This window comes from Tessaracoccus pujii, from assembly GCF_054483895.1.
Window position 1 is genome coordinate 578,060 of sequence record NZ_CM137012.1, and the last position, 14,919, is coordinate 592,978.

The following is a 14,919-nucleotide window of genomic DNA, read 5'->3' on the forward strand; positions in this document are numbered from 1 at the left end:
CTCAGCGGTAGGCGTTCGGCCCTCCGGACACGTCGTCGAGCGCCGACACGATGGGTGCGACAAGCTCCTTCTCCTCGGTGTCCAGGAGTTCCGCCAGCTGCTCCGACGTTCTGGGGCCCACGAGCGCGGCCGCCACCTGGGGTGCATCGCGCACCCACAGCAGGGCCACCTGCGCGGGGGTCATGCCGAGACCCTGCGCGGCGTGGGCCACGGCATCGACGATCGCGGCGGACCTCGGCTGGAGGTACGGTTCCAGGAACCAACCGAAGTGGTCCGAGGCGGCCCGGGAGTCCCGGGGCAGGCGGCCGTCTCGGTACTTGCCCGTCAGCGCGCCGCGGCCGAGCCCGGACCAGGCCAGGATCCCCAGGTCGTGATGCCGGGCCGCGCCGACCACCTCGACCTCGGCGCGGCGGGCGAGGAGCGAGTATTCCACCTGAACACTCGAGAGGGGGGTGCGCCCGCGATCCGCCTCCTGCCAGGTGGCCGCCGTCGCGGTCTGCCACCCGACGAAGTTCGACACTCCGACGTAGCGCGCCATGCCCCGGTTCACGGCCGAATCCAGCGCGGACAGGGTCTCGTCGATCCGGGCGTCACCCCAGGCGTGGACCTGCCAGATGTCCACGTGGTCGGTGTTGAGCCGGCGGAGCGACTGCTCCAGGTCGCTGAGCAGGGCGCCGCGAGACGTGTCGATGGAGCGCTTGCCGTCCCGGATGACGAATCCGGCCTTCGTGGCGATGACCAGCGCCTCGCGGGGCAGGCCTGCAGACAGTGACTTGCCGATCATCTTCTCCGCGACACCCGCGCCGTAGGCCGGGGCCGTGTCCACCAGGTTGCCGCCGCCGTCGACGAAGTCCGCAAGGAGGTCGCGGGCGGCCGGCCAGTCCACGTCCCGGCCCCACGCCATCGTGCCGAGCCCGAGGCGCGACACGTGGAGGCCGGAGGCGCCGAGCGGTCGCAGGTGCATGCGCTCGACCCTACGCGTCGAGGACGCCGGTGAGAATCAGCACGGCGACGACGGCAGCCAGGATGAGGCGATACACCACGAAGATGCGGAAGTTGTGGGTGGAGATGTAGCGCAGGAGCCAGGCGATGACCGCGTACCCGATGAAGAACGCCAGGACCGTAGCCGCGACCGTCGGGCCCCACGCCGTGGCCTGGTCGCCTCCGATGTCCTTCAGCTTGTACAGCCCGGAGCCGAAGACGGCGGGGATGGCCAGCAGGAACGCGTAGCGCGTGGCCGCCTCCCGCGTGTAGCCGAGGAAGAGTCCGCCCGAGATGGTGGCACCTGAGCGCGACACTCCCGGGATCAGCGCTGCTGCCTGGAACAGGCCGAACAGGACGCCGTCGCGCCAGGTCAGCTGCCGCAACTCGCGGGTGTTGTCCGTCGCCATCCGGTCCGCGACGGCCAGGATCAACGCGACACCGGCGAGCATCGCCACGGTGATCCACAGGTTCCGCAGCGTGGAGTCGATGGCGTCCTGGAACAGCAGGCCGAGGACGACGATGGGCACGGAGCCGAGGATGACCAGCCACCCCATACGGGCGTCGGGATCCGACCTCTCGACGGTGCCGCGGAGGCTCCCGAGCCAGGCTGTGATGATCCGCCAGATGTCCTTGCGGAAGTAGACGAGGACGGCCGTCTCGGTGCCCAGCTGGGTGACCGCGGTGAACGCGGCCCCCGGGTCCCGCCCGTCGAAGAGGAGTTGGCCGACGATGGACACGTGCGCGCTGGAGGAGATGGGCAGGAACTCCGTCAGGCCCTGCACCACGCCCAATACGATCGCCTCGAACCAGTCCACGTCCACACCCTTCGTCAATGCCGGGCGCCACTGTACCGCTGGGCCCCCGCGGGGGCCGACTAGGCTGAAGCCCATGACAAAGGTGGTCCTGGTGCGGCACGCGAGATCGACGGCCAACGCCGACGGCGTGCTGGCGGGCCGCATGCCGGGGGTGGTGCTCGACGACGTGGGCCGCCGGCAGGCCCGGGCGCTGGGAGAGATGCTCGCCGGCGTGGTTGTGGCGGCGGCCTACACCTCACCCATCCAGCGCTGCAGGGAGACCGCAGCCCTGGCGGGGTTCCCGGAGGCAGCTGTGCTCGACGGGATGAGCGAGTGCGACTACGGCGTGTGGACGGGCGCGAAGCTGGCCGCGCTCCAGGGTGAGGCGCTGTGGACGGACATCCAGGCCGCTCCGTCGACGGTGTCGTTCCCGGGCGGCGAGTCGATGCTCGAGATGTTCGACCGGACCACGGCGGCCGTCGCGGGGGTGGCCGCGGCCCATGGCCAGGCGGCCACGGTGCTGATCTTCTCCCACGGCGACCCCATCAAGGCGGTCCTGGCCCACGCCTTCGGGATGGGCCTGGACGACTTCCAGCGCGTGCACGTCGGCCCCGCCGGCGTCAGCGTCGTCGAGTACGGGGGAGAACGGCCCATGGTGCTGGGCGTCAACCTCGGGGCCGACATCGGGTCGCTGCTCGCGACGACCGTCGCCCCCGTCGTCGGCGGCGGAGACGTCGCTCCACCGCCCCCGGTGCGGGATTAGGCTGGCGGCATGCTGCTGGAGTTCGATCACCCGGATCGCTGCGTCGTGGGCACGGTTGGCCAACCTGGCAACCGGTTGTTCCTCATCCAGGTGGCTCAGGGCCACCGCATCGCGGCCGTCGCGGTGGAGAAACAGCAGGCGCTGCTCCTGGGGATGCGCGTGGGTGAGGTGCTCGATCAACTCGCCGAACTCGGTCACGACGTGCCGGACCGGCAGCCGCCGGCGGACCGGGGCCCCCTGGACGCTCCGGTCACCGTGTCCTTCCGGGCGGCTGCCATCGGTCTGGCCTGGGACCAGGAGCGGCAGCGTCTCGTGCTGGAACTGTTTTCCGACGAGGTCGATGACGAGGGGGAGAACTCCCTGCTGCAGATCCTGATGACCCCGGCCATGGCCCGGGAGTTCGCGGCGCGCGCCGAGACGGTGGTCGCCTCGGGCCGCCCTGCGTGCCCGGCATGCGGCCAACCCCTGGATCCGGCCGGTCACATCTGCCCGCGCGCCAACGGGTATCGGGGCCCGCTGTTCCCATGACAGGACCCGTGGGGGACCTGCGCGTGGTGGGGCGGCTGGTGGACGCCTCGAACGGGACCTTCCTCGGACTCGACGCCGAAGGCCGCCGATGGGTGTACAAGCCGGTGGCGGGGGAGGCGCCGCTGTGGGACTTTCCGACCGGCACCCTCGGTCGCCGCGAGGTGGCGGCCTACGCCCTCTCGCGAGAGCTCGGCGTGGACCTCGTCCCGCTGACGGTATGGATCGACGGGCCGCTGGGCGAGGGCTCCGCGCAGGAGTGGGTCGACGGCGACGTCACGGACCTCATCGACCTCCTGGCCCCGGAGGAGCTCACTGAGGCATGGCTGCCGATCCTCAGCGCGGTCACGGAGGAGAACACGCCGGTGGTCCTCGCCCACCGCGACGATCCCCGGCTGAGGCGGGTGGCGGTCTTCGACGCGCTCCTCAACAACGCCGACCGCAAGGCCAGCCATCTCCTGGCCCGCGGTGACGAGTTGGCCGGCGTGGACCACGGCGTGAGCCTGCATGTGGACGACAAGCTGCGCACCGTCCTGTGGGGGTGGGCGGGGGACCCCCTGACCCGGACGGAGCTGGACCTTCTGGCGCGGACCGCCGCGTTGAACGCCCCCCTGGCGCCCGGGCTGGCCGACGAGGAGTGGGAGGCGCTCACCGCGCGAGCGGAGGATCTGATAGCGCTGGGCACCATGCCGGTGCCCGGCGGTCGGTGGCCGGGCATCCCCTGGCCCCCGCTTTAGCCCTCAACCAACACGCTAAGTTGGTGCCCATGTATGCGTGGGCCCCAGTCGCCGTTCCCAGCCTTCCGACATCGGCTGATGTCCCGGAGAGGCTCAGCCTCTTCGACACCGCCACCCAGAAGCTGATGGCCGTGGGTCCCGTCGACGGCGCCGCGAGGATGTATGTCTGCGGCATCACGCCCTACGACGCCACGCACCTGGGCCACGCGAACACCTACGTGACCTTCGACCTGGTCAATCGCGTCTGGCGGGACCTCGGGCTCACCGTGGACTACACCCAGAACGTCACCGACGTCGACGATCCGCTCCTGGAGCGGGCCGCCGCCACCGGGCAGGAGTGGGAGGAACTCGCCGAGGACCAGATCGAGCTGTTCCGCAGCGACATGCAGGACCTGAGGGTCGTGCCTCCCGGCAACTACATCGGCGCCGTCGAATCCATTTCGTGCGTGATCGAGCTCATCGAACAGCTCCTGCCCAGTGGTCTCGTGTACCAGGTCGAGGACGAGCAGCACCCGGACTGGTACTTCAACACCGCGGCCGCTGAGGGCTTCGGTGGTGTCAGCAACCTCGACGAGGCCCGCATGATCGAGCTCTTCGCCCAGAACGGAGGGGACCCGGAGCGCCCCGGCAAGCGGCATCCTCTGGACTGCCTCGTGTGGCGGTTCGCGCGCCCGGACGAGCCGAACTGGACGTCGTCGCTGGGCGCCGGCCGGCCCGGTTGGCACATCGAGTGCACCGCCATCGCCATGCGCTTTCTCGGCCCCCATTTCGACCTGCAGGGCGGCGGCTCGGACCTGATCTTCCCGCACCATGAGATGTGTGCGGCCGAGGCCGTCGCGGCCGCGCATGAGCCCATGGCTGAGGCCTTCGTGCACTCCGGCATGGTGGGGCTCAACGGGGAGAAGATGAGCAAGTCCAAGGGCAACCTCGAACTCGTCAGCAGGCTGCGTCACAGCGGGGCCGATCCCATGGCCATCCGGCTGGCGTTGCTCAACCACCACTACCGCACCAATTGGGACTGGACCCCCGACCAGCTCGTCGCCGCCACCGCCCGGCTCCAGACCTGGCGTGGCGTGCTCAACAACGGCACCGCGCTTCCGGCGGACGAGACCATCGCGGCCATGCGCACCGCCCTCCGCACGGACCTCGACGCCCCGGCCGCGCTCCGGGCTGTCGACACCTGGGTGGCCGGCAGCCTCGCCGTCGAGAGTGACGACACCGGATCCGTGGCGCAGATGGCCACCGCCATCGACGCGCTCCTGGGCATCCGGCTGTAAGACGGTAGGCTGCGCCCCGTGAAGTCCTTCGACGAACTCTTCGAGCAGCTCACCCAGACTGCCGCCACCCGCCCCGAAGGGTCCGGGACCGTGGCCCGGCTGGACGCGGGGATCCATGCGATCGGCAAGAAGGTGGTCGAGGAGGCCGCCGAGGTGTGGATGGCCGCCGAGTACGAGTCGCAGGAACAGGCCGCCGAGGAGATCAGCCAGCTGCTCTACCACCTCCAGGTGCTGATGCTGGCGCTGGACCTGGACCTCGACGACATCTACCGCTACCTCTGACACCTCTGACGAAGGCACCTCGTGAGCACTGATCGCCTCCTGCGCATCGCCGTCCCCAACAAGGGCGCCCTGGCCGAACCCGCTGCCGCCATGCTGCGCGCTGCCGGCTACCGCCAACGTACCGACGCCAAGGACCTCACCCTGATCGACGCGGACCACGGCGTCGAGTTCTACTATCTGCGCCCCCGTGACATCGCGGTCTACATCGGCCGTGGTGACCTCGACGTGGGCATCACCGGGCGCGACATGCTGCTGGATTCGGCCGCCGCGGCCACCGAGATGATGCCGCTGGGATTCGGCGGCTCGCGCTTCAGGTTCGCGGCCCCCGCCGGCTCCTCCATGACGGTCGCGGACATCGAGGGCAAGCGGGTGGCCACGTCCTACCCAGGGCTGCTGCAGGCCTACCTGGACGAGCAGGGCGTCGCCGCGGAGATGGTCAAGCTCGACGGTGCCGTGGAGTCGGCGATCCGGCTCGGGGTCGCCGATGTGGTGGCCGACGTGGTGGACACCGGCACGACGCTCAAGCGCGCCGGCCTCGAGTTGTTCGGTGACTCCATCTGTGACTCGGAGGCGGTCCTGATTCGGCGGGCCGACGGCGTGCTGCCGCCCGGCGTCGACGGGCTGGAGACCCGGCTTACGTCGGTGCTGGTGGCGCAGAACTACCTGATGATGGATTACAACGTGGCGCAGGAGGACCTTGCCCGGACGACGGAACTGGCCCCCGGCGTCGAGGGTCCCACCGTCTCCGCCCTCGCCAAGGACGGATGGTGCGCCGTGCGGGCTCTCGTCCCGCGGGAGGGCGCCCACCTGCTCATGGACCGCCTCTACGACGCCGGGGCTCGCGGCATCCTGCTGACCGAGCTCGTGGCCTGCCGGCTGTGAGCGAGCGGCCGCTCCCGAACCGGTTGTCCTACACCAGCCCGCCTGCTCTGATGACCGGGGTGGTGCTGTCCATCGTGCTGATGGCTTCGGCCCTGTTCGGGTGGTGGGCGCTCGGCAAGGAGGTCCGGGACCGCGTGACCTGGGCGCAGGCGGGCACGTTGCTGTTCTTCGTCCTGTTGATGGTGGGCATCATGTTGTCCATCGGCTATTCCCGCCTCTGGGCCAACGAGGACGGTGTCACCGTGCGCAACGGGCCGTTCGTGCGTCGCTACCGGGTGGAGGACATCGCGGGCGTGCGTCTGCGCCCCGGGGACGCGTGGTCCTCACTCCTGATCAAGGGGACGGGGGAGGTGAGGAGGCGGCCGGTGCTGGCCATCCAATTCCTGGAGGGCGCCGAGGGTCAGCGCAAGGTGGTCGAGCTGCGGCGGTGGCTCGTCGACAGGGGCGCCACGAGCCGGGACGTCGATCCGGAACACCTCGACGGCTGAGCCGGCTCACATGATGCCGCGCTTGCGCAGCAGTGCCTCGATCTCCGCGTCCTCAGGGTCGACGCCCTTCTCGGCAGCCCGCTTCGCCGGGGCCGTCGTCTTCGGGTCCGCGCCGGGCGTGACCGCGGGACGGGTGGCGGGCCCGGGGGTCCGCGCGGCCGGAGCCGCCTGTGCGGCGCGACTGGTCTTGGGCAGGAAGGCGCCGATGACCAGCAGCAGCACCCCGCCCAGGAACAGGCCCAGGCCCCAGCTGGTGACCACGGTCCACGGGGTTCGCATCAGCCAGTCGATCAGGGCCACGACGGCGTCCGCCAGGAGTTGGGTCACGCCGGTGAGGTAGAGCCCCACGGGGATCAGGGCCAGGCCCAGTCCCATCACGGCAGGACGCGCCCGCCGCGACCGTGCGGTCATCCCCGCGGCGACGGCGAGGATCACGATGGTCAGCGCGATGGTCACGAGCAGCGTCAGTGGCATGCCTCCCAGTCTGGCACAGAGCGTGGACGCGTCCACGGGCGATACGCTCAGGTGCATGCCCCAGTTGCGCTCCCTCGCCCAACCCAACGCCCGCTTCGCCGGCGACGACGGCGCCGCCGACCCGTTGGTGAGGGGCGCCATCGCGCGGGCAACGGGGCACGAGGGATACGCCCGCGCGCTGGTGGCGCTGTGCGCCAGCCGCCTCCTCCTGCCCGTGGTGGCATCGGGGGATGAGACCGAGGGCCCGGACCCGGACCGGCATGCGGAGATGGCGGCGGTCACCCTCGACGACGGCACTATGAGCTACCTTCTCGCCTTCACCGGATACGACTCGCTGCGCGCGTGGCGGCCCGACGCGCGTCCAGTGCCCTGCCTGCTCGACGAACTCAGTGCCACCGTCGTCCCCGCTGGGGCGAGCTGCCTCCTCATCGACATAGCGGGGCCGGTGCCGTTCACCGTCGACGGCGAGGCTCTGGAGAGCTTGGCGGCGGGCAACGCCCTCGTCGAACTGGCCGACGGCGGCTTCGCCTGGGCCCGACCGGCCTAGTGAGAGCCCGATTGGAGTTTCGCCCCGGCGCGGCGTAGGATGCTTGAGTTATCCGGCGGCCTCGGCTGCCGCGTCAAGTGGAGTTGTCACTCCCACCCGAAGCCGCCCCTGGTGGCCGGGTCGCCCAGGGCGAGCGGTTGTTCCGCGCGCCCGGCATCTGTGGCCTCCGCCTGCGCGGGGGCCTTTTTTCGTCCGGAGTACCTGACACATCTCACACTGGAGGACCCATCAGCACTGAACCGCGGATCAATGATCGCATCCGAGTACCCGAAGTCCGGCTCGTCGGCCCCAAGGGCGAGCAGGTAGGCATCGTGCGCGTCGAGGACGCCCTGCGTCTGGCGGCCGAGAACGATCTGGATCTCGTCGAAGTGGCGCCGATGGCCCGTCCCCCCGTCGCCAAGTTGATGGACTACGGCAAGTTCAAGTTCGAGGCGGCGCAGAAGGAACGCGACGCCCGGCGGAACCAGTCGAACGTGAGCACCAAGGAGATGAAGCTCCGGCTCAAGATCGACCAGCACGACTATGAGACGAAGAAGGGCCACGTCGTCCGCTTCCTCAAGGCCGGTGACAAGGTCAAGATCACCATCATGTTCCGCGGGCGCGAGCAGTCACGGCCGGAACTGGGCATGGAGCTGCTCAAGCGCCTCGCCGCGGACGTGACCGAATTCGGCTATGTGGAGTCCTCGCCCAAGCAGGACGGCCGCAACATGATCATGGTGCTCGGACCGACGAAGAAGAAGACCGAGGCGAAGGTGGAACTGGCTGCGGACCGCGACCGCCGCATGGCCGAGCGCCTGGAGCACGCGGAGCAGGAGCGCCAGGCCGAGGCACAGCTGCGCGCCCAGGCCACAGCTGCGCCGGCGCCGAAGAAGAAGCGCGGACCCGCAGACAACATGGACCCGGACATCGATCTCTGACGAGATCGAGTACAACAGAAAGCGAGCATGACGATATGCCGAAGATGAAGACGCACTCCGGTGCGAAGAAGCGTTTCAAGACCACGGGCACCGGCAAGCTGCTGCGCCGCCAGGCCAACCTCGGGCACCTCAACGAGCACAAGTCCTCGAGGCGTACCCGTCGCCTGGGCAGCGTGGAGTCCGTCGCGGCGCCCGACGTCAAGAAGATGCGCAAGCTGCTCGGCAAGCACAAGGGTCGCTGACCGTACCGCCCCCGGCGGTCCGCCGTCACCCCCACCCAGACCACCCGTCGGCTGTGCCGACCACACCCAAGGAGAACCCCCATGGCACGCGTGAAGCGTTCTGTGAATGCGCACAAGAAGCGCCGTGAAGTCCTCGAGCTCGCCTCCGGCTACCGCGGCCAGCGCTCCCGTCTCTACCGCAAGGCCAAGGAGCAGCTGCTCCACTCGGCCACCTACGCCTACCGCGACCGTCGCGCCAAGAAGGGCGATTTCCGCAGGCTCTGGATCCAGCGGATCAATGCCGCGGTCCGCGCCGAGGGCATGACCTACAACCGCTTCATCAACGGCCTCAAGGCCGCTGGCGTCGAGGTGGATCGCAAGATCCTGGCCGAGCTGGCCGTCAACGACACCGCCACGTTCAACGCCCTGGTCGCTGTCGCCAAGGACAACCAGCCCGCCGCGGCCTGAGGGCCGTCTCAGTGACGATGGAACCGAACGCCGCCCCTGGCCTGCCCGCCTCGGTGCTGCGTTCGGTTCGTCGTCTCACGCAGCGCCGGGGCCGTGACGTCGCGGCGCTGTTTCTCGTGGAGGGCCGCCAGGCCGTCCGTGAGGCGCTCGCTGCGCCGGACCTTGTGGTGGAGGTCATCGTCGACGACCCGATCCGGCACGCCGACCTCCTGGCGGGTGTCGAGGTGCCGGTGTGGCGGGCGGACGAGCACCAGATGCGCCAACTGAGCGACACGGTCACCCCGCAGGGGATCGTCGCGGTGTGCAGACAGCTGGACTACGGATGGGACGTCCTCGACGGTGCACGCCTCGTCGTGATCTGCGCGCAGGTCAGGGATCCGGGCAATGCCGGCACCGTCATCAGGTGCGCCGACGCGTTCGGCGCTGACGCCGTCATCCTCACGGCCGGGAGCGTGGAGATCTACAACCCCAAGACCGTGCGCTCCACGGTGGGCAGCTTGTTCCACATGCCCATCCTCACCGGTGTACCCCTCGCGGAGGCCGTGGCTCGCGTCAAGCGCCACGGCATGCGGGTCCTCGCCGCCGACGGTGACGGGGTCCCCCTGGACCTGAAGGCCGCGGCGGGGGAACTCAGCGGGCCGGTGGCGTGGATCATGGGAAACGAGGCCTGGGGCCTGCCCGAGGAAGACGCCCGGTTGGCGGATGAGGTCGTCGCCGTGCCAATGTGGGGCAGAGCGGAGAGCCTCAACCTCTCCAGCGCGGCCGCGGTGTGCCTGTACGCCACCGCCTCAGCGCAACGTCGAACCGCCGAAGGAGGACCCGACGATGTCCGGGCCCAATGACAACTTTGATCCCAAGCAGGTCGCTGCCCTGGCGCCCGAGGCCGTCAGCGCCTCGGTGGAGGCCGCGCTGTCCGCGATCGCCGCGGCCAGCACCACCGCCGAGCTCAAGCAGGCACGGCTGGAGCACGCAGGGGACGCATCGCCGCTGGCTCTGGCCAACCGGGAGATCGGCGCCCTCCCCCCGCACGCACGCAAGGACGCCGGCCAGCGGATCGGTCAGGCCCGCGGGATCGTGGCCAAGGCGCTCGCCGAGCGCCAGGAGAGCCTCACCGCGGTGGAACTCGATGCCGCGCTGGCAGGGGAGCGCCTGGACATGAGCCTGCCCGTCGCGCTGGCCCCGCAGGGGGCCCTCCACCCCGTCACCGCCCTCATCGACGAGATGATCGACGTGTTCGTCGCCATGGGCTGGGAGGTGGCCGACGGACCCGAGCTCGAGGCGGAGTGGTACAACTTCGACGCCCTCAACCTGGCGCCGGATCATCCGGCCCGGGCGCTGCAGGACACGCTGTGGGTGGATCCGCCGGCTGCCGGCCGGCTGTTGCGCACCCAGACCTCGCCGGTGCAGGTGCGCTCCCTCCTGGAGCGGGGCGTTCCGCTGTACCTGATCAGCCCCGGCAAGGTGTTCCGCGCGGACGAGTACGACGCCACCCACCTGCCCGTCTTCCATCAGCTGGAGGGCCTGGTCGTGGACAAGGGCATCTCGATGGCGGACCTGCGGGGGACGCTGGACCACCTCGCGCGTGCCATGTTCGGCGACGTGCGGACCCGCATGCGGCCGCACTACTTCCCGTTCACCGAGCCCAGCGCTGAGGTGGACCTGCAGTGCTTCGTCTGCCACGGCGCCTCCGTCGGCAACCCCGACCGCCCGTGCCGGACCTGCAGGTCCGAGGGGTGGATCGAGTGGGGCGGCTGCGGCGTCGTCAACCCGCGCGTGCTCAAGGCCTGCGGCATCGACACCGACGTGTACTCCGGCTTCGCGTTCGGCATGGGCGTGGACCGCACCGTCATGTTCCGCACCGGCGCCCCCGACCTGCGAGATTTCGTGGAGGGCGACATCCGCTTCAGCCGTTCCATCCTGGGAGGAGCACGATGAAGGCACCGATCTCGTGGCTGCGTGACCTCGTCACGCTTCCCGCCGGCGTCACCACGGCCCACGTCGCAGACCAGTTCACCGCGGTGGGCCTGACGGTGGAGCACATCGAGTCCACCGGGTCCCCGGTCAGCGGTCCGTTGACGGTGGGGCGCGTCCTCAGCTACGTCGACGAGCCGCAGAAGAACGGCAAGACCATCAGGTACTGCCGGGTGGACGTCGGCCCGCACAACGACGCCGCCGCCGACGGGGTACCCGCCAGCCGCGGCATCGTCTGCGGTGCCCACAACTTCGCCGAGGGTGACCTCGTGGTGGTGGCCCTGCCAGGCACCGTCCTTCCCGGCAACTTCGAGATCGCTGCCCGCAAGACCTACGGCCACGTGTCCGACGGCATGATCTGCTCCCAGCTCGAGCTGGGCCTCGGCGAGGACCACGACGGCATCATCGTGCTGCGACAGGGGTCTGCGCACCCCGGCGACGACGCTGCGTCCGTGCTCTGGACCCCCGACGAGGTGCTGGACCTCGAGGTCACCCCGGACCTCAGCTACTGCCTGTCGATGCGTGGCCTGGCCCGCGAGGCCGCCATCGCCAACGGCGTCTCCTTCGACGATCCCTACCGCCACCACCTCCCGCCCCATCAGAACGGTGGACACCCCGTCGTCCTGGAGGACGAGAGGTGCTCGGCGTTCACCGCCCTCACCGTCGACGGCATCGACCCGGCCGCGCCCACCCCAGGGTGGATGGCGGATCGGCTGCGCGCCTGCGGCGTGCGGTCGATCTCGCTGGCGGTGGATGTGACCAACTACGTGATGCTCGAATCGGGCCAGCCGCTGCACGCCTACGACGCCGCCACACTCTCGGGCCCCATCCGGGTGCGGGCGGCGCTGGCCGGCGAACGCCTGCGGACCCTGGACGGGCAGGAGCGTGAACTCAACACCGACGACCTGCTCATCACCGACGATTCCGGCCCTGTCGGCCTGGCCGGCGTGATGGGCGGCGAAGCCACCGAGGTGTCCGCCTCCACCACCGCGATCGTGTTGGAGGCGGCGCACTTCGATCCGGCATCGGTGTCGCGCACCTTCCGCCGCCACGGATTGCCGTCGGAGGCGTCCAAGCGGTTCGAGCGCGGGGTGGACCCGCAGGTGTCCTACGCGGCGGCCCGACGCGCAGCCGCGCTTCTCACCACGCACGGAGGCGGCGCCGTCACCGCGGAGACCGTCGTCGGATCCGCGCCCGCGCCGCACCGGGTCTCGCTGCGGGCGGGGCTCATCCCGGCCGTGCTCGGGACGCGCGTGGACCAGGAGGAGAGCGTGCGCCTTCTCACGGCCAGCGGTGTGGCAGTCACGGCGCTGGGGGACTCCCTCACCCTCGAGGTGCCCAGCTGGCGCGGCGACCTCGCGGACCCCTACGACATCGTCGAAGAGGTGGGCCGCCACATCGGCTACGACCGCATCGGCCTCACCGTGCCGGTCCCGCCGGTCAGCCGGGGCCTTTCGCCGCGCTTCCGTCACCGTCGGGCCGCACTGCGGGCCGCGGCCGCCGTCGGCTTCACCGAGGTGCTCTCCCTGCCGTTCGCCTCCGTCGAGGACCTGGACCAGCTCCAGATCCCGGCCGAGGATCCGCGCCGCCATCTCATTCGCCTCGCGAACCCCCTGTCGGAGACGCACCCCTTCCTTCGCACCACGCTGCTGCCGGGGCTGTTCGCCGCCATCGCGCGCAACACGTCCCGCAGCCTGACGGACCTGGCCCTGTTCGAGCAGGGCAAGGCCTACTTCGACGGCGGCGAGGACTGGGCCCCGCGCCCCGGTGTGGCACACCGCCCGTCCGAGGACGAGATCTCGGCCATCGATGCTGCCATCCCCGCGCAGCCGCACACCGTGGCTGCCGTCGTCACGGGCAACTGGTTGCCTGCCGGATGGGCTGGCCCGGCGGTCGCGGCGGACTGGACCCACGTCGTCGCCCTTGCCGAGGCGGTCGCGGCGGCGGTCGGCGTGCGGCTGTCCCGCCGCAACGTCGCCATGGCGCCCTGGCATCCGGGACGCTGCGCCGAGTTGTCGATCAACGGGATCGTGCTGGGCCACGCCGGTGAGCTGCACCCTGCCGTCGTACGCTCGCTGCGCCTGCCCGAGCGCACCGCGGCCGTCGAGTTCAACCTCGATCTGCTGCTGGCCCAGGCCGCAGACGGCGGCAGTATCGGGGCACTGTCGCCGTTCCCGCTCGCCAAGGAGGACGTGGCGCTGATCGTGGACCGCGACGTCGCCGCCGCCGACGTGGAGGCCGCTCTGGCCGAGGGCGCCGGTGACCTGCTGGAGTCCATCTCGCTCTTCGACGTGTACACCGGTGATCAGGCCGGCGAGGGCCGGAAGTCGCTGGCGTTCGCGCTGCGGTTCCGGGCAGACCGGACGCTCACCGACGCTGACGCGGCGGCAGCCAGGCAGGCGGCGGTCGCGGTCGCGGTAGAGCGGTTCGGGGCGGTACAGCGGGCCTGACGCTCCCGCGGCGGTCGCCGTCGGCGATGCACGTGCCTCCGGGGGCCGAGTAGGCTGCGGGGGTGCAGATCACCCGAGTCGACGTGCCCGCCGCGCCGGAGGATCCGACCTTCTGGATCTACGAGGTCGACACGCGCCTGTGGGCCGGCGTCGTGCGTGACCTGTTCGGCGACGATGACCTGACGCACTCGGTCCGGCGGAGGTGGGCCGAAGGCACCCGGCCCACCTATACGCGGCCTGTGCCGTTCGCCGCCCTCGACGACGACGGGGTCCCCTTGGGTGTGGCCTTCCTGGACCTGCCTCAGCGCGACAACCGGCACGTGGGGTTCCTCAGCCTGATCGTCGAGCCGGCACATCGCGGGCGGGGCGTCGGGACCGCGCTGTTCAACGCCGCGGTGGCGGAGGCGCGCGCCGACGGACGCGACACGATCCAGGCATGGACGTGGGAACCGGCCCGCCCAGGTGGCACACGACGGTTGTCCGCCGCGGAGGGCGACGGTGCGATCGATCCCGACGCCCCGCCGGCCGCGTTCCTGCTCGGCCAGGGCTTCCGGCTGGTCCAGGTGGAGACGATCTCGGCCCTGACCCTGCCGGAGCAGGGACTGCTCGACGGCGACGCGGCCGCCGCGCGCGCCGGCACCTCCCGCGAGTACGACCTGGTGCAGTGGACGGAATTCACCCCGCCCCAGTGGCGCGACGATCTCGCCGAACTGATGGTCGCCATGAGCACCGATGTCCCGACGGGTGACGCCGCGCTTGAGCCCGAGGTGGTCGATGCGGCCCGCGTCCTCGACGGCGAGCAGGCGTTGGCCCGGGGCGGGTGCGCCTCTCTCCACACGGCGGTGCGCCACGTATCGAGCGGACGTCTTGTCGGGTTCACGCGCCTCATCCACGAAGAGGGAAGGCCGGTCGTGGACCAGTGGGAGACGCTGATCCTGCGCCAGCACCGTGGGAAGGGGCTGGGCTGGTTCGCGAAGACCCACAGCCACGCCGCGGTGCGCGCCCACTGGCCCGAGGCGCGTCGGCTGATCACCGGCAACGCGTCCGAGAACCGCTTCATGCTGGCCATCAACAGGCGCCTCGGCTACCGTCCGGTCGCCGCGTCGGGGTGGTTCGAGCTGCGCGGTCAGGGCTGACGC

18 protein-coding genes are annotated in these 14,919 nt (G+C 70.6%); 15 read left to right on the top strand and 3 right to left on the bottom strand.

Annotated elements, in window-relative coordinates; all coding sequences use genetic code 11:
- Position 1: 1 nt before the first annotated feature.
- Together ACX1D0_RS02755 and ACX1D0_RS02760 are read right to left on the bottom strand one after the other, a co-directional pair.
- Positions 2-964 (bottom strand): aldo/keto reductase, encoded by a 963-nt coding sequence (locus tag ACX1D0_RS02755; RefSeq protein ID WP_459019382.1) that lies wholly within the window; start codon positions 962-964, stop codon positions 2-4.
- 10 nt (positions 965-974) lie between these two features.
- The gene (locus ACX1D0_RS02760; protein WP_459019383.1) at positions 975-1,799 is read right to left on the bottom strand and encodes an undecaprenyl-diphosphate phosphatase; all 825 of its coding nucleotides are present in this window, start codon (positions 1,797-1,799) and stop codon (positions 975-977) included.
- A gap of 73 nt (positions 1,800-1,872) precedes the next feature.
- Between ACX1D0_RS02760 and ACX1D0_RS02765 the strand changes: the two genes are divergently transcribed.
- The 7 genes from ACX1D0_RS02765 to ACX1D0_RS02795 are packed head-to-tail and all read left to right on the top strand — an operon-like array spanning position 1,873 to position 6,732.
- A complete protein-coding gene (locus tag ACX1D0_RS02765) occupies positions 1,873-2,541 on the top strand; it encodes an Rv2135c family putative phosphatase (protein ID WP_459019384.1) in 669 nt (222 codons plus the stop codon).
- A 9-nt stretch (positions 2,542-2,550) separates the two neighbouring features.
- On the top strand, positions 2,551-3,069 hold the full coding sequence (locus tag ACX1D0_RS02770) for an Rv2134c family protein (RefSeq protein WP_459019385.1): 519 nt from the start codon (positions 2,551-2,553) through the stop codon (positions 3,067-3,069).
- Positions 3,066-3,803, top strand: coding sequence for an Rv2133c family protein (locus ACX1D0_RS02775; RefSeq protein ID WP_459019386.1), 738 nt, complete (start codon positions 3,066-3,068; stop codon positions 3,801-3,803). The genes ACX1D0_RS02770 and ACX1D0_RS02775 overlap by 4 nt, the downstream gene beginning before the upstream one ends.
- Before the next feature lie 29 nt (positions 3,804-3,832).
- Positions 3,833-5,080 (top strand): cysteine--1-D-myo-inosityl 2-amino-2-deoxy-alpha-D-glucopyranoside ligase, encoded by a 1,248-nt coding sequence (gene mshC / locus ACX1D0_RS02780; RefSeq protein WP_459019387.1) that lies wholly within the window; start codon positions 3,833-3,835, stop codon positions 5,078-5,080.
- 18 nt (positions 5,081-5,098) lie between these two features.
- Positions 5,099-5,362: a phosphoribosyl-ATP diphosphatase gene (locus ACX1D0_RS02785; RefSeq protein ID WP_459019388.1), complete on the top strand. Its 264-nt coding sequence runs from the start codon at positions 5,099-5,101 to the stop codon at positions 5,360-5,362.
- 21 nt (positions 5,363-5,383) lie between these two features.
- The gene (gene hisG, locus ACX1D0_RS02790) at positions 5,384-6,244 is read left to right on the top strand and encodes an ATP phosphoribosyltransferase (RefSeq protein ID WP_459019389.1); all 861 of its coding nucleotides are present in this window, start codon (positions 5,384-5,386) and stop codon (positions 6,242-6,244) included.
- On the top strand, positions 6,241-6,732 hold the full coding sequence (locus ACX1D0_RS02795) for a PH domain-containing protein (RefSeq protein WP_459019390.1): 492 nt from the start codon (positions 6,241-6,243) through the stop codon (positions 6,730-6,732). Before hisG ends, ACX1D0_RS02795 begins: the two co-directional genes overlap by 4 nt.
- A gap of 6 nt (positions 6,733-6,738) precedes the next feature.
- Here ACX1D0_RS02795 and ACX1D0_RS02800 read toward each other — a convergent pair whose 3' ends face one another.
- Entirely contained in the window at positions 6,739-7,206 is a 468-nt protein-coding gene (locus ACX1D0_RS02800) for a hypothetical protein (RefSeq protein ID WP_459019391.1), read from the bottom strand.
- Between the two features lie 55 nt (positions 7,207-7,261).
- On the opposite strand from ACX1D0_RS02800, the gene ACX1D0_RS02805 reads away from it, so the two are divergent.
- From ACX1D0_RS02805 to ACX1D0_RS02840, 8 genes are all read left to right on the top strand, one after another.
- Positions 7,262-7,753, top strand: coding sequence for an SseB family protein (locus ACX1D0_RS02805; RefSeq protein WP_459019392.1), 492 nt, complete (start codon positions 7,262-7,264; stop codon positions 7,751-7,753).
- Between the two features lie 245 nt (positions 7,754-7,998).
- A complete protein-coding gene (gene infC / locus ACX1D0_RS02810; RefSeq protein WP_459020368.1) occupies positions 7,999-8,670 on the top strand; it encodes a translation initiation factor IF-3 in 672 nt (223 codons plus the stop codon).
- 35 nt (positions 8,671-8,705) lie between these two features.
- Positions 8,706-8,912, top strand: a complete 207-nt coding sequence (gene rpmI, locus ACX1D0_RS02815) for a 50S ribosomal protein L35 (RefSeq protein WP_459019393.1) — start codon at positions 8,706-8,708, stop codon at positions 8,910-8,912.
- Between the two features lie 81 nt (positions 8,913-8,993).
- On the top strand, positions 8,994-9,359 hold the full coding sequence (gene rplT / locus ACX1D0_RS02820) for a 50S ribosomal protein L20 (protein ID WP_459019394.1): 366 nt from the start codon (positions 8,994-8,996) through the stop codon (positions 9,357-9,359).
- A 17-nt stretch (positions 9,360-9,376) separates the two neighbouring features.
- Positions 9,377-10,201 (top strand): TrmH family RNA methyltransferase, encoded by an 825-nt coding sequence (locus ACX1D0_RS02825; RefSeq protein ID WP_459020369.1) that lies wholly within the window; start codon positions 9,377-9,379, stop codon positions 10,199-10,201.
- Positions 10,185-11,294 carry a phenylalanine--tRNA ligase subunit alpha gene (gene pheS, locus ACX1D0_RS02830; protein ID WP_459019395.1) on the top strand — a complete coding sequence of 370 codons (1,110 nt, stop codon included), beginning with the start codon at positions 10,185-10,187 and terminating at the stop codon, positions 11,292-11,294. Before ACX1D0_RS02825 ends, pheS begins: the two co-directional genes overlap by 17 nt.
- A complete protein-coding gene (pheT, locus tag ACX1D0_RS02835; RefSeq protein ID WP_459019396.1) occupies positions 11,291-13,780 on the top strand; it encodes a phenylalanine--tRNA ligase subunit beta in 2,490 nt (829 codons plus the stop codon). Before pheS ends, pheT begins: the two co-directional genes overlap by 4 nt.
- A gap of 62 nt (positions 13,781-13,842) precedes the next feature.
- Positions 13,843-14,916 (top strand): GNAT family N-acetyltransferase, encoded by a 1,074-nt coding sequence (locus tag ACX1D0_RS02840; protein WP_459019397.1) that lies wholly within the window; start codon positions 13,843-13,845, stop codon positions 14,914-14,916.
- Positions 14,917-14,919 lie beyond the last annotated feature (3 nt).